Origin of the sequence: Streptomyces sp. NPDC101490, from assembly GCF_044767145.1 — a bacterium.
Classification (GTDB): Bacteria; Actinomycetota; Actinomycetes; order Streptomycetales; family Streptomycetaceae; genus Streptomyces.
In genome coordinates, this window is the sequence record NZ_JBIWNI010000017.1 from 1 (window position 1) to 13,078 (window position 13,078).

Below are 13,078 nucleotides of genomic sequence, written 5' to 3' on the forward strand. Positions count from 1 at the left end.
CCCGCCTTCATCGACTTGGTGTTGACGCCCTCGAAGAGGGCCATCAGCTTCTGCAGCGGGTCGTAGCCCTCGGCCCGCCGGTCGTAGATCAGGTCCAGGGCGGTGGTGACCTGCTCCTCGTCGAACCGGGCGATCGGCAGGATCTTCGAGGCGTGCACGATCGCCGAGTCCAGACCCGCCTTCACGCACTCGTCCAGGAACACCGAGTTCAGCAGGATGCGGGCCGCCGGGTTCAGACCGAACGAGATGTTCGACAGGCCGAGGGTGGTCTGCACGTCGGGGTGGCGCCGCTTCAGCTCGCGGATCGACTCGATCGTGGCGATGCCGTCCTTGCGGGACTCCTCCTGACCCGTGCAGATGGTGAAGGTGAGGGTGTCGATGAGGATGTCGGACTCGTGGATGCCCCAGTTGCCCGTGAGGTCGTCGATGAGCCGCTCCGCGATGGCGACCTTGTGCTCGACGCTGCGGGCCTGGCCCTCCTCGTCGATCGTCAGGGCGATCAGGGCGGCGCCGTGCTCCTGGGCCAGCCGGGTGACCTTGGCGAAGCGGGACTCGGGGCCGTCGCCGTCCTCGTAGTTCACCGAGTTGATGACCGCGCGGCCGCCCAGCTTCTCCAGACCCGCCCGGATGACCTCCACCTCCGTGGAGTCGAGCACGATGGGCAGGGTGGAGGCGGTGGCGAACCGGCCCGCGAGCTCCTCCATGTCGGCCACGCCGTCGCGGCCCACGTAGTCCACGCACAGGTCCAGCATGTGCGCGCCTTCGCGGATCTGGTCCCGCGCCATCTCGACACAGTCGTCCCAGCGCCCGTCGAGCATCGCCTCGCGGAACTTCTTCGAACCGTTCGCGTTGGTCCGCTCACCGATCGCCATGTACGCCGTGTCCTGCCGGAACGGGACGGTCTGGTAGAGCGAGGCGGCGCCCGGCTCCGGGCGGGGTTCGCGCACACCGGGGGTGAGTCCCCGGACCCGCTCGACGACCTGCCGCAGGTGCTCCGGGGTCGTACCGCAGCAGCCGCCGATGAGGGAGAGCCCGTACTCGCGGACGAAGGTCTCCTGTGCGTCGGCGAGCTCGGCGGGGCCGAGCGGGTAGTGGGCGCCGTCGGAGGTGAGGACGGGCAGGCCCGCGTTGGGCATGCAGGACAGCGGGATGCGGGAGTGCCGGGCGAGGTAGCGCAGGTGCTCGCTCATCTCGGCGGGGCCGGTGGCGCAGTTCAGGCCGATCATGTCGATGCCCAGCGGCTCCAGCGCCGTCAGGGCGGCCCCGATCTCCGAGCCGAGCAGCATGGTGCCGGTGGTCTCGACGGTGACGGAGACGATGAGCGGCACGTCCGCGCCGAGGGCGTCGAGGGCGCGGCGGGCGCCGATGACCGACGCCTTGGTCTGGAGGAGGTCCTGGGTGGTCTCGACGAGCAGGGCGTCCGAGCCGCCGGCCAGGAGGCCCTCGGCGTTCCGCTGGTAGGAATCGCGCAGCAGCGGGTAAGGGGCGTGGCCGAGGGTGGGGAGCTTGGTGCCGGGGCCGATGGAGCCGAGGACCCAGCGCTGGCGTCCGGTGGAGGCGGTGAACTCGTCGGCGACCTCGCGGGCGATGCGGGCACCGGCCTCGGACAGCTCGTGGACCCGCTCGGGGATGTCGTACTCGCCCAGGGCGGCGTGGTTGGCGCCGAAGGTGTTGGTCTCGACGCAGTCGACGCCCGCGGCGAAGTACTCCTCGTGCACCGAGCGGACGATGTCGGGCCGGGTGACGTTGAGGATCTCGTTGCAGCCCTCGAGGTTCTGGAAGTCGTCGAGGGTGGGGTCCTGGGCCTGGAGCATGGTGCCCATGGCTCCGTCGGCGACGACGACCCGGCTGGCGAGTGCCTCACGGAGGGCTGCGGCGCGGTTCCGGCTGTCAGCGGAAGGGGTCGGCAACGAGGCCATGGATGAGCTCCCTGGGATGCGACGGCTGTCGGCTTTGCGCTCCCGGTGGAGGGCGCACGGGGTCAGCCTAACCGCGCGGGGGCCGGGGCGGACACGGTGTCCCACGGGGCGGACGGCATCCTGTGTCCGGAGACTCCCGGTCCGACTGTCCGGGGGCTCCCGGTCCGGCCCGTTCTTGTCCGACACTGTCATGTGTGATGCAAGGTCGGCATCGACCGATAGTGTTCAGCATTGTCGAACAAAGTAAGAGGGAGAAGGGCCGGGCGATGGCGAAGAACATCCAGTCGCTTGAACGGGCGGCGGCCATGTTGCGACTGCTCGCGGGCGGCGAGCGCCGGCTCGGCCTGTCGGACATCGCGTCCTCGCTCGGGCTCGCCAAGGGGACGGCCCACGGCATCCTGCGCACCCTCCAGGCGGAGGGCTTCGTGGAGCAGGAGGCGGCCTCGGGCCGCTATCAGCTCGGCGCGGAGCTGCTGCGGCTCGGCAACAGCTATCTGGACGTCCACGAACTGCGGGCGCGCGCCCTGGTCTGGACGGACGACCTGGCCCGGTCCAGCGGCGAGAGCGTGCACCTGGGGGTGCTGCACCAGCGGGGCGTGCTGATCGTGCACCACGTGTTCCGGCCGGACGACAGCAGGCAGGTCCTGGAGGTGGGGGCCATGCAGCCGCTGCACTCCACGGCGCTGGGCAAGGTCCTCTCGGCGTACGACCCGGTGGCGCACAGCGAGGTCGTGGAGGTCGAACGGGAGGCGTTCACCCCCCGCACGACGACGGCGCTGGCCGATGTCGAGGCACTGCTCGACCTGACGCGGGCCCGGGGCTGGGCGGCGGACGTGGAGGAGACCTGGGAGGGCGTGGCGTCGGTGGCGGCGCCGATCCACGACCGGCGGCGGATGCCGGTGGGGGCGGTGGCGGTGACGGGCGCGGTGGAGCGGCTGTGCCCGTCCGGTGAGCTGCGCCCGGAGCTGGTGGCGGCGGTGCGGGACTGCGCCCGCGCGGTCTCGCGCGATCTGGGGGCCCGCCGCTTCTGACGGTCCGGGGGGCGGGCCCCGACGATCCGGCACCCCTTCACTCCTGGCGGCCCGGGCGGCCCGGGCGCTCCTGCCGGCCCGGGGACACCGGTCCCGACGATCCGGGCCCAGCGCTCCTGACGGTCGGGGCCGACGCTCCCCGCGGCCCGGCGTGGCGCCGCTTCCGACGATCTACGTCCCACCGCTTCCGACGATCCGCGTCCCGCCGCTCCCGGCACCCGGGGCCCGCCGTCCCCGAGACCACCGGGCCCGCCGCTCGCGACACCCCGGGCCCCCGGGCTCGCCGTCCACCCCCACCCGACCCGCCGGTAACGATCCCGCCATCGGCGGGTTTTTCCTGTCCCGGGACCTTGACGCACTGTTGAACCGGGGCAAAACTTCCGTTCATCGGTCGGCATTGCCGAACACCTAACGGCAATAAGCGCTAGAGTGTGGCAGTGCCAAGGGCCGGTGAAGCCCTCACACGAGGGCGCGGACCACCGGAGGGACCCGGGGTCCGCCTTCCCCTGGACGAAGGACAAAGGAGTCGCGGGTGTCCAGCTCCGACATCTTCCTCGGCGAGACCATCGGTACCGCCGTACTCATTCTGCTCGGCGGCGGCGTGTGCGCCGCCGTGACACTCAAGGGCTCCAAGGCCCGCAACGCGGGCTGGCTCGCGATCACCTTCGGGTGGGGCTTCGCCGTCATGACGGCCGTCTACATGACCGGTGCCCTCTCGGGAGCCCATCTGAACCCCGCGGTCACGGTGGGAATCGCCCTCAAGGACGGGGAGTGGGGCGACGCCCCCGTCTACTTCGCGGGGCAGCTGCTCGGCGCGATGATCGGCGCGACCCTCGTCTGGCTGGCCTACTACGGACAGTTCCAGGCCCACCTCACCGACCCCGAGGCCGCCGCCGGGAAGCCGATCGAGGGCCCCGGCCCGGTGCTCGGCATCTTCTCCACCGGCCCCGAGATCCGGAACACCTGGCAGAACCTCACCACCGAGATCATCGGCACCACCGTGCTCGTGCTGGCCGTGCTCACCCAGGGCCTCAACGACAGCGGCAAGGGCCTCGGCGCCCTCGGCGCCCTGATCACCGCGTTCGTCGTGGTCTCCATCGGCCTCTCGCTGGGCGGTCCGACCGGCTACGCGATCAACCCGGCCCGCGACCTCGGCCCGCGCATCGTGCACGCCCTGCTCCCGCTGCCGAACAAGGGCGGCTCCGACTGGAGCTACGCCTGGATCCCGGTCGCCGGTCCCCTGATCGGTGGCGCCCTCGCCGCGGGTATCTACACCCTCGCGTTCGCCTGAGCCGTCCTCCCCCAGACTTCCCCAGGAGCACACCGTGACCGACGCACACACCTCCGGCCCCTTCATCGCGGCCATCGACCAGGGCACCACCTCCTCCCGCTGCATCGTCTTCGACAAGGACGGCCGGATCGTCTCGGTCGACCAGAAGGAGCACGAGCAGATCTTCCCGAAGCCGGGCTGGGTCGAGCACGACGCCGCCGAGATCTGGGCCAACGTCCAGGAGGTCGTCGCGGGCGCCCTCACCAAGGGCGGCATCGCCGCCGCCGACGTCAAGGCCATCGGCATCACCAACCAGCGCGAGACCACGCTGCTCTGGGACAAGAACACCGGCGAGCCCGTCCACAACGCCCTCGTCTGGCAGGACACCCGCACCGACGCCCTCTGCAAGGAACTCGGCCGCAACGTCGGGCAGGACCGTTTCCGCCGCGAGACCGGCCTCCCCCTCGCCTCGTACTTCTCCGGGCCCAAGGTCCGCTGGCTGCTCGACCACGTCGAGGGGCTGCGCGAGCGCGCCGAGCGCGGCGACATCCTCTTCGGCACCATGGACTCCTGGGTCATCTGGAACCTGACCGGCGGCACCGACGGCGGCGTCCACGTCACCGACGTCACCAACGCCTCGCGCACCATGCTGATGAACCTGCACACCATGGAGTGGGACGACAAGATCCTCCAGTCCATGGACATCCCGGCGGCCCTGCTGCCCGAGATCCGGTCCTCCGCCGAGGTCTACGGACAGGTCCGCGGCGGCGTCCTCGACGGCATCCCGGTCGCCTCCGCGCTCGGCGACCAGCAGGCCGCCCTGTTCGGCCAGACCTGTTTCGCCGAGGGCGAGGCCAAGTCGACGTACGGCACCGGCACCTTCATGCTGATGAACACCGGCGACAAGATCATCAACTCCTACAGCGGCCTGCTGACCACCGTCGGCTACCAGATCGGCGAGCAGAAGCCGGTCTACGCCCTGGAGGGCTCGATCGCCGTCACCGGTTCGCTGGTGCAGTGGATGCGCGACCAGATGGGCCTGATCAAGTCCGCCGCCGAGATCGAGACCCTCGCCTCCTCCGTCGAGGACAACGGCGGCGCCTACTTCGTACCGGCCTTCTCCGGCCTGTTCGCCCCCTACTGGCGCTCGGACGCGCGCGGTGTCATCGCCGGTCTCACCCGGTACGTCACCAAGGCGCACATCGCCCGTGCCGTCCTGGAGGCCACCGCCTGGCAGACCCGCGAGATCACCGACGCCATGACGAAGGACTCCGGCGTCGAGCTGACCGCCCTGAAGGTCGACGGCGGCATGACCTCCAACAACCTGCTGATGCAGACCCTCTCCGACTTCGTGGACGCCCCCGTCGTGCGCCCGATGGTCGCCGAGACCACCTGCCTCGGCGCCGCCTACGCCGCCGGTCTCGCCGTCGGCTTCTGGCCGGACACCGACGCGCTGCGCGCCAACTGGCGCCGGGCCGCGGAATGGACCCCTCGCATGGACGCCGACAGGCGCGACCGCGAGTACAAGAGCTGGCTCAAGGCCGTGGAGCGGACCATGGGCTGGATCGAGGACGAGGAGTAATTCACATGACCACCCTGCAGAGCGTCCCTGCCCTCGGGACGCACCCGGCGTCCGGCTCCCTCCCGAGCCGCGCCGAGACCCGGGACCGGCTCTCCAAGGCGACGTACGACCTCCTGGTGATCGGCGGCGGCATCCTGGGCATCTCCACCGCCTGGCACGCCGCGCAGTCGGGCCTGCGGGTGGCCCTGGTGGACGCCGGTGACTTCGCCGGCGCCACCTCCTCCGCCTCCTCGAAGCTGCTCCACGGCGGTCTGCGCTATCTGCAGACCGGCGCGGTGAAGCTGGTCGCGGAGAACCACTTCGAGCGGCGTGCGGTCTCCCGGCAGGTGGCACCGCACCTCGCCAACCCCCTCACCTTCTACCTTCCCGTCTACAAGGGCGGCCCGCACGGCGCCGCCAAGCTCGGCGCGGGCGTCTTCGCCTACAGCGCCCTGTCCGCCTTCGGCGACGGCGTCGGCCACCTGCTCTCCCCCGCCAAGGCCGCGCAGGACGTGCCGGAACTGCGCACGGACAACCTCAGGGCCGTGGCCGTCTACGGCGACGACCAGATGAACGACGCCCGCATGGCCCTGATGACGGTCCGCGCGGCCGCCGACGCCGGAGCCACCGTCCTCAACCACGCCGAGGTCACCGGGCTCCGCTTCACCCGGGGCCGGGTCACCGGCGCCGAGCTGCGGGACCGCACCAGCGACGACGAGTTCGGCGTCACCGCCCGCCTCGTCCTCAACGCGACCGGCCCGTGGGTCGACCACCTGCGGAAGATGGAGGACCCCAACGCGGCCCCCTCCATCCGCCTCTCCAAGGGCGCGCACCTGGTCCTCAAGCGGACCTCGCCGTGGAAGGCGGCGCTGGCCACCCCGATCGACAAGTACCGGATCACCTTCGCCCTCCCCTGGGAGGACATGCTGCTCCTCGGCACCACCGACGAGGAGTACGAGGGCGACCCCGGCCAGGTCGAGGTCACCGAGAAGGACACCGCCCAGATCCTGGACGAGGCCGCCTTCTCCATCCGCGACCAGCAGCTGTCCCGCGATCTGATCACCTACGCCTTCGCCGGTCTCAGGGTGCTGCCGGGCGGCCCCGGCGACACCTCCAAGGCCAAGCGCGAGACGGTCGTCACCGAGGGCCGCGGCGGCATGCTGTCGGTGGCAGGCGGCAAGTGGACGACTTTCCGCCACATCGGCCGTACGGTGATGAGGAAGCTGGAGCAGCTCCCCGGCCACCCGCTCGGCGAGGAGCACGAGCCGGTGTCGGCGCTCCCGAAGCGGCTCCCGCTGCCCGGCATAGCCAACCCGAACGCGGTCGCGCACCGGCTGCTCGTCGACGGTCCGGCCCCCGGCCCCCGGATGGCCGCCGACACCGCCCGCCACCTGGCGACCCACTACGGCTCGCTCTCCTTCGACATCGCCCGGATGGCGAACGAGAACCCCGACCTCGCCCGCCGCGTCCACCCGGACGCGCCGGAGATCTGGGCCCAGGTCGCCTACGCCCGCGACCACGAGTGGGCGGAGACGGCGGACGACGTGCTGCGCCGACGGACCACGCTGACCGTCCGCGGTCTCGCCACCGACGAGATCCGCGCCGACGTCGAGGCGATGCTGCGGAAGTAGCGTCCGGCGACAACTCGCGTGCGCCCAGGGGCGGTTCCTCATCGAGGGGCCGCCCCTGGGGCACGCCACACGCCGTCCACACGCCCGCAACACTCCGCGCGCACAGTGGGATCCATGAAATTCCAGGTGCTCACGATCGTCCACCACTCGCCGCACCCGCTGACCGGCGAACTCCTGTCCCCGGCCGACCGCGTCGAGCAGGTCGTCACGCTCGGCGAGGCCGCCGAGCGGCTCGGCTTCGACGCGTACGCGGTCGGCGAGCGGCACGCGGGCCCGTTCCTCTCCTCCGCCCCGACCGTGCTGCTCGCCGCGCTCGCCGCCCGCACCACCCGCATCAGGCTGCTCACCGGTGTCACGGTGGTCGCGATCCTCGACCCGGTCCGGGTCGCCGAGGACTACGCGACCCTGGACCAGCTCTCCCGGGGCAGGCTGGAACTCGTCGTCGGCAAGGGCGCGGAGGCCGGGCACTTCGACCTCTTCGGTCTCGACGAGGAGCGGCAGTGGGACCTCCAGAAGGAGAAGTACGAGCTGCTGCGCAGGCTCTGGTCGGAGGAGGGCGTCGACTGGGAGGGCGAGTTCAGGCCCCCGCTGAAGAACGTGACCACGGTCCCGCGTCCGTACGCGGGTCCGCCCCGGATCTGGCACGGCTCGGCCACCAGTCTCCACTCCCCCGAGCTGGCCGCGAAGCACGGCGACCCGCTGTTCACCGCCAACGCGATCCAGCCCCGCGAGGCGTACGCGAAGCTCATCGCGCACTACCGCGAGAAGTTCGAGGAGTACGGCCACGACCCGGCCCTCGCGCGCGTGGCCGCCGGTTCCGGGGGGCTGCTCATCGCCGACACCGCCGAGGGGGCGGTCACCCGCTACAAGGAGCTGTACGAGGCGAAGGTCCGGCAGAGCTACCGGCCGCACCTCGCGGGGAAGACCGGGTACAACACCCCGTTCCGCACGATCGAGGACGCCGTCGCGGACGGCCCGCAGCTGATCGGCTCGCCGCAGCAGATCATCGACAAGCTCCTCGGCTACCACGAGCACTACGGGCACGACCTGCAGTCCGTCACCGTCGACGCCTTCGGCCAGTCGACGGCCGAGCAGATCGAGACGCTCCAGCGCTTCGCCGAGGAGATCGCGCCCGTGGTCCGGAGGGAGGCGCCCAGCACCCTCTGGGAGGAGTGATCCCGCCGTGTGCGGAGCCGGGTTCCTGGGTAGTCGATCAAGGCCGCACGGGTTTTCGGGGGTGCCCCGGGGCTGCGGGCGGACCTCCGGATGGCCGTAAGGTTGGTCCGTTACGACAGGAACTTCGAGAAGGAGGCGCTGGGTGATCGAGCTCGAGGGGGTACCCGAGCTGGTCGACCCGGTCATGGTGGCCGCGTTCGAAGGCTGGAACGACGCCGGCGACGCCGCCTCCACCGCGGTCGCCCATCTGCACCGGGAATGGAAGGGCGAGGTGTTCGCGGCGCTGGACGCCGAGGACTACTACGACTTCCAGGTCAACCGGCCCACGGTCTTCCTGGAGAACGGCGTACGGAAGATCACCTGGCCGACGACCCGCCTCTCCGTGGTCCGGGTCGGCGGCGACAAGCCCCGCGATCTGGTGCTGGTCCGAGGCATCGAGCCGTCGATGCGCTGGCGCTCCTTCTGCAACGAGCTGCTCGCCTTCGCGCACGAACTGGGCGTCGAGATGGTCGTCATCCTGGGCGCCCTGCTCGGGGACACCCCGCACACCCGGCCGGTGCCGGTCAGCGGCGTGACGTCCGACCCGGACCTGGCCCGGACGATGGACCTGGAGGAGACGCGGTACGAGGGGCCGACGGGCATCGTCGGCATCCTCCAGGAGGCGTGCACGCACGCGGGCGTGCCCGCCGTCAGCCTGTGGGCCGCGGTGCCGCACTACGTGTCGCAGCCGCCGAACCCGAAGGCCACGCTGGCGCTCCTCAACCGGCTGGAGGACCTGATCGGGATGCGCGTCCCGCTGGGCGAGCTGCCCGAGGACGCGCGGGCCTGGCAGGTCGGGGTGGACCAGCTGGCCGCCGAGGACAGCGAGGTCGCCGAGTACGTGCAGACCCTGGAGGAGGCCCGGGACACGGCGGAGCTGCCGGAGGCCTCGGGCGAGGCCATCGCCAGGGAGTTCGAGCGGTATCTGCGGCGGCGCGAGCCGGGCACCGGGCCGGGCTCCGGTCCCGGAGTGGCCACGGACGGCGGCGACTCGGCGTTCCTGCGCGAAGCCGGCGGTGGCCGGACGCGCCCCCCGAAGCCCGAGAAGCCGGAGAAGCCCGAGCGGCCCGGCCCGGGGCCGGTGCCGGACGCCGAGTCCGCGCCGGACCCGCACGCCGGGGACGGCGGCGGGGACGGCACGGCGGACGGGAACGGCCCGGCGGATGGTCCGGGCGGGGCCGCGGAGGGACCGGAGACGACGGACGGGAGCCCCGGGGCTCCTGACGGAACCGAGGGCTCCGGTGCTGTGCCGCCGGACGCTCCGGACGGCGGGTCCGAGGAGAAGTAGCCGCCCTGAGCGGCGCGTGTGCGGGAGGGGTGCCCCGGTGGACCGGGGCACCCCTCCCGTCCGTCCGGGGTCAGGCCCGGTGGAACCTGGCCGCTCGCCCGGTCGGCGGCGGGGCGAGCCCGGCCGCGAACCGCTGGGTGGCGGTGCCGTCGGTACCGGCGGCGGTGCCGGATCCGGCATCCGGCATCCGGCGAAGACCGACCGGAAGTCGAGCAGTGCGGCGGTGACCATGCCTCGCATGCGTGTCGATGATCACGTGGGGCTGCCTCGGCGCGTGTGCGAGCAGGGCGACGGGACGAACGGGAACCGCCCCCGGACTTCGCGCGGAAGTCCGGGGGCGGTCGCGCACGAGGGAGTCGAACCCTCCCGGCGGCGGTCGGGGAACTACAGGGCGACGCCGAGGAGGGCGTCGACGGCTCGGGAGACCAGACCGGGGGCGGAGTCGTCGGTGCCGCCGTCGGACTCCTGGAGCGCGGCCCAGCGGTCGACCGCGGCGAGCGCGGCCGGGGCGTCGAGGTCGTCGGAGAGCGCCTCGCGGAGCTCCTCGACGAGCGCGTCGGCGGACGTGCCGTCGGGCCGGGAGACGGCCGCGCGCCAGCGGCCGAGACGCTCCACGGCGTCCTGGAGGACCTGGTCGGTCCATTCCCAGTCGGCGCGGTAGTGGTGCGAGAGGAGCGCGAGGCGGATGGCGGCCGGGTCGACGCCGTCCCGGCGGAGCCGCGAGACGAAGACCAGGTTGCCCCGGGACTTGGACATCTTCTCGCCGTCGAGGCCGACCATGCCCGCGTGGACGTATGCCTTGGCCATGGGGAACTCGCCGGTGAGCGCCTGGGCGTGGGAGGCGCCCATCTCGTGGTGCGGGAAGATCAGGTCGGAGCCGCCGCCCTGCACGTCGAAGCCCATGCCGAGGTGGTCGAGGGCGATGGCGACGCACTCGATGTGCCAGCCGGGGCGTCCGGCGCCGAGGCTGGCGCCGTCCCAGCTGGGGTCGCCCTCGCGGGCGGCCATCCAGAGCATCGGGTCGAGCGGGTTCTTCTTGCCGGGGCGGTCGGGGTCGCCGCCGCGCTCGGCCGACAGGTGCCGCATCAGCTCGGTGCTGTAGTGCGAGACCCCGCCGAAGTGCGGGTCGGCGTCGACCGAGAAGTAGATGTCGCCGTCGAGCTCGTAGGCCGCTCCCGCGTCCCGCAGCCGCTCGACCAGCGGAACGATGCCGGGTATGGCTTCGACCGCTCCGACGTACTGCTTCGGCGGGAGCATCCGCAGGGCGGTCATGTCCTCGCGGAAGAGGGCGGTCTCGCGCTCGGCGAGGCCGACCCAGTCGATGCCGTCGCGGATCGCGCGCTCCAGGAGCGGGTCGTCCACGTCCGTCACGTTCTGGACATAGTGCACCTGCCGCTTGGTGTCGAGCCACACGCGCTGAACGAGGTCGAACGCGTTGTAGGTCGCCGCGTGACCCATATGGGTCGCGTCGTACGGCGTGATGCCGCAGACGTAGATACGGGCGACGGGGCCGGGGGCGAGGGTCACTCGTCCGCCGGTCGCGGTGTCGTGGATCTGGAGGTCGCGGCCCTTGCCAGGAAGGGCGGGGACCTCAGAAGCGGGCCAGGCATACATGACCCGAGCGTAACCGGACAGGTGTTCCGGATACGAACCGGATGCGGGATCTTGACCGATTAGGCACTCTTGCGGGTCAGAGGCGCCCATGCATACCCCCCAGGGGTGCCGGGTGCCTCTGTGGGCGTTGGCTGAAACGTTTCGGTCGGCTCAGACCGGCGGCCAGGGGATCGCGGGCCACTCCCCGGAGGGCTCCGGGTGCCGCCCCGAGGCCCGCAGGGCCGCCACGCGCGTGCGTACGGCCGCCACCTCCGCGCCGGTCAGCAGTTCCGCCAGACGGGTGGCGAGCGGCGCCCCGGGCGCGAGGGAGCGATCGAGCCCCGCCAGTACCCCGGCCGTCTCGGCGGGCAGTTCCTCGCCCGCCCAGCCCCACAGCAGGGTGCGCAGCTTGTCGTCGACGTGGAAGGTGACCCCGTGGTCGATGCCGTAGAGGTGGCCGTCGGGGGCGGGCAGCAGATGTCCGCCCTTCCGGTCGCTGTTGTTGATGACCGCGTCCAGGACGGCGAGCCGCCGCAGCGCGGGGGTGTCGGCGTGGACCAGGAGCGCGGTCCGGTCCTCGTCCAGCTGGGCGGGTCCGACGCCCTTCCAGCCCTCGCCCGGCTCGTCGTCCTCGGTGAGGGCGAGCAGCCGGGCCTCCGGGTCGGCCTCGATCCACAGCTGGACCATGCCCTCCCCGTACGGCCCGTCACGGAGCACGGTCGGCGGGACCAGGCCCCAGCCGGTGGCCTCGGAGACCTCGTACGCGGCGACCTCCCGCTGCGCGAGGGTGCCGTCGGGGAAGTCCCACAGCGGGCGCTCCCCGGCGACCGGCTTGTAGACGCAGGCCGCCTCCCGGCCGCCGTAGGCGACGGAGCAGTACAGGACGGCGTTGGACGCCTCGCGGACCCGGCCGCGCACGGTCAGCTCACCGCGGGCGAGCAGTTCGGCGTCGTCCGGCGGCGTCGGGGTGCTGCTCATGCTCCGCGGCGGTATCCGTTCTGGCGCGGGCAGACGTGGCCCTCGGGGTCGAGCGGCAGGCTGCACAGCGGGCACGGCGGGCGGCCCGCGTTGACGACGTCCAGGGCCCGCTTGGCGAAGGCCCTCGCCTGGCCGCCGCTGAGGCGGACGCGGAGCATCGGCGGGCCGTTCTCCTCGTCCTGGAGCAGCCGCTCCTCGGCCTCGGCGAGGTCCTCCTCGGACTCCACGTCCAGCTCGACGAGCGCCTGCGCCTCGACGATCATGCGCTGTTCCTCGCCGTCCCAGGCGAGGGCCATGGTGCCGACCCGGAACTCCTCGTCGACGGGTACGTCGAGGGGGGCGGTGTCCGTCACCTCGGCGGGCGCGACGGCCGGTACCGGGGCGTTGCCCCCGGTGCGGCGCACGACCTCGTCGAGGAGTTCGTCCATGCGCTCGGCGAGTGCGGCCACCTGTGTCTTCTCCAGGGCGACGCTGGTGACCCGACCGCCGGCCGAGGCCTGGAGGAAGAAGGTACGGCGGCCAGGCAGCCCGACCGTACCGGCCACGAAACGCTCCGGTGGGTCGTAGAGGAACACCTGACGGGACACGTTCC

At 72.1% G+C, this 13,078-nt stretch carries 10 protein-coding genes; 6 read left to right on the forward strand and 4 right to left on the reverse strand.

Going from position 1 to position 13,078, the window contains the following annotated elements:
- Positions 1 to 1,919: homocysteine S-methyltransferase family protein (locus tag ACIRQY_RS25580; RefSeq protein ID WP_403929685.1), on the reverse strand; the 1,919-nt coding region annotated here is incomplete at its 3' end.
- Between the two features lie 266 nt (positions 1,920 to 2,185).
- Here ACIRQY_RS25580 and ACIRQY_RS25585 point away from each other — a divergent pair.
- The 6 genes from ACIRQY_RS25585 to ACIRQY_RS25610 all read left to right on the forward strand — a co-directional run bounded on the left by ACIRQY_RS25585 (position 2,186) and on the right by ACIRQY_RS25610 (position 9,915).
- On the forward strand, positions 2,186 to 2,950 hold the full coding sequence (locus ACIRQY_RS25585) for an IclR family transcriptional regulator (protein ID WP_351796588.1): 765 nt from the start codon (positions 2,186 to 2,188) through the stop codon (positions 2,948 to 2,950).
- 532 nt (positions 2,951 to 3,482) lie between these two features.
- On the forward strand, positions 3,483 to 4,241 hold the full coding sequence (locus ACIRQY_RS25590) for an MIP/aquaporin family protein (protein ID WP_403929688.1): 759 nt from the start codon (positions 3,483 to 3,485) through the stop codon (positions 4,239 to 4,241).
- A gap of 34 nt (positions 4,242 to 4,275) precedes the next feature.
- Entirely contained in the window at positions 4,276 to 5,802 is a 1,527-nt protein-coding gene (gene glpK, locus ACIRQY_RS25595) for a glycerol kinase GlpK (protein ID WP_403929691.1), read from the forward strand.
- A 5-nt stretch (positions 5,803 to 5,807) separates the two neighbouring features.
- Positions 5,808 to 7,412: a glycerol-3-phosphate dehydrogenase/oxidase gene (locus ACIRQY_RS25600; protein WP_351796597.1), complete on the forward strand. Its 1,605-nt coding sequence runs from the start codon at positions 5,808 to 5,810 to the stop codon at positions 7,410 to 7,412.
- A 114-nt stretch (positions 7,413 to 7,526) separates the two neighbouring features.
- Positions 7,527 to 8,588, forward strand: a complete 1,062-nt coding sequence (locus tag ACIRQY_RS25605) for an LLM class flavin-dependent oxidoreductase (protein ID WP_403929694.1) — start codon at positions 7,527 to 7,529, stop codon at positions 8,586 to 8,588.
- Positions 8,589 to 8,730: 142 nt separating this feature from the next.
- Positions 8,731 to 9,915, forward strand: coding sequence for a PAC2 family protein (locus tag ACIRQY_RS25610; protein WP_403929697.1), 1,185 nt, complete (start codon positions 8,731 to 8,733; stop codon positions 9,913 to 9,915).
- Positions 9,916 to 10,299: 384 nt separating this feature from the next.
- Here the strand turns inward: ACIRQY_RS25610 and mshC are convergent, their stop codons facing one another.
- The 3 genes from mshC to ACIRQY_RS25625 form a co-directional block, all read right to left on the reverse strand.
- The gene (mshC, locus tag ACIRQY_RS25615) at positions 10,300 to 11,529 is read right to left on the reverse strand and encodes a cysteine--1-D-myo-inosityl 2-amino-2-deoxy-alpha-D-glucopyranoside ligase (RefSeq protein WP_403929701.1); all 1,230 of its coding nucleotides are present in this window, start codon (positions 11,527 to 11,529) and stop codon (positions 10,300 to 10,302) included.
- Positions 11,530 to 11,679: 150 nt separating this feature from the next.
- Positions 11,680 to 12,486 carry an SCO1664 family protein gene (locus tag ACIRQY_RS25620; RefSeq protein WP_403929704.1) on the reverse strand — a complete coding sequence of 269 codons (807 nt, stop codon included), beginning with the start codon at positions 12,484 to 12,486 and terminating at the stop codon, positions 11,680 to 11,682.
- Positions 12,483 to 13,073 carry a DUF3090 domain-containing protein gene (locus tag ACIRQY_RS25625; protein WP_366444147.1) on the reverse strand — a complete coding sequence of 197 codons (591 nt, stop codon included), beginning with the start codon at positions 13,071 to 13,073 and terminating at the stop codon, positions 12,483 to 12,485. Before ACIRQY_RS25625 ends, ACIRQY_RS25620 begins: the two co-directional genes overlap by 4 nt.
- Positions 13,074 to 13,078: the final 5 nt, after the last annotated feature.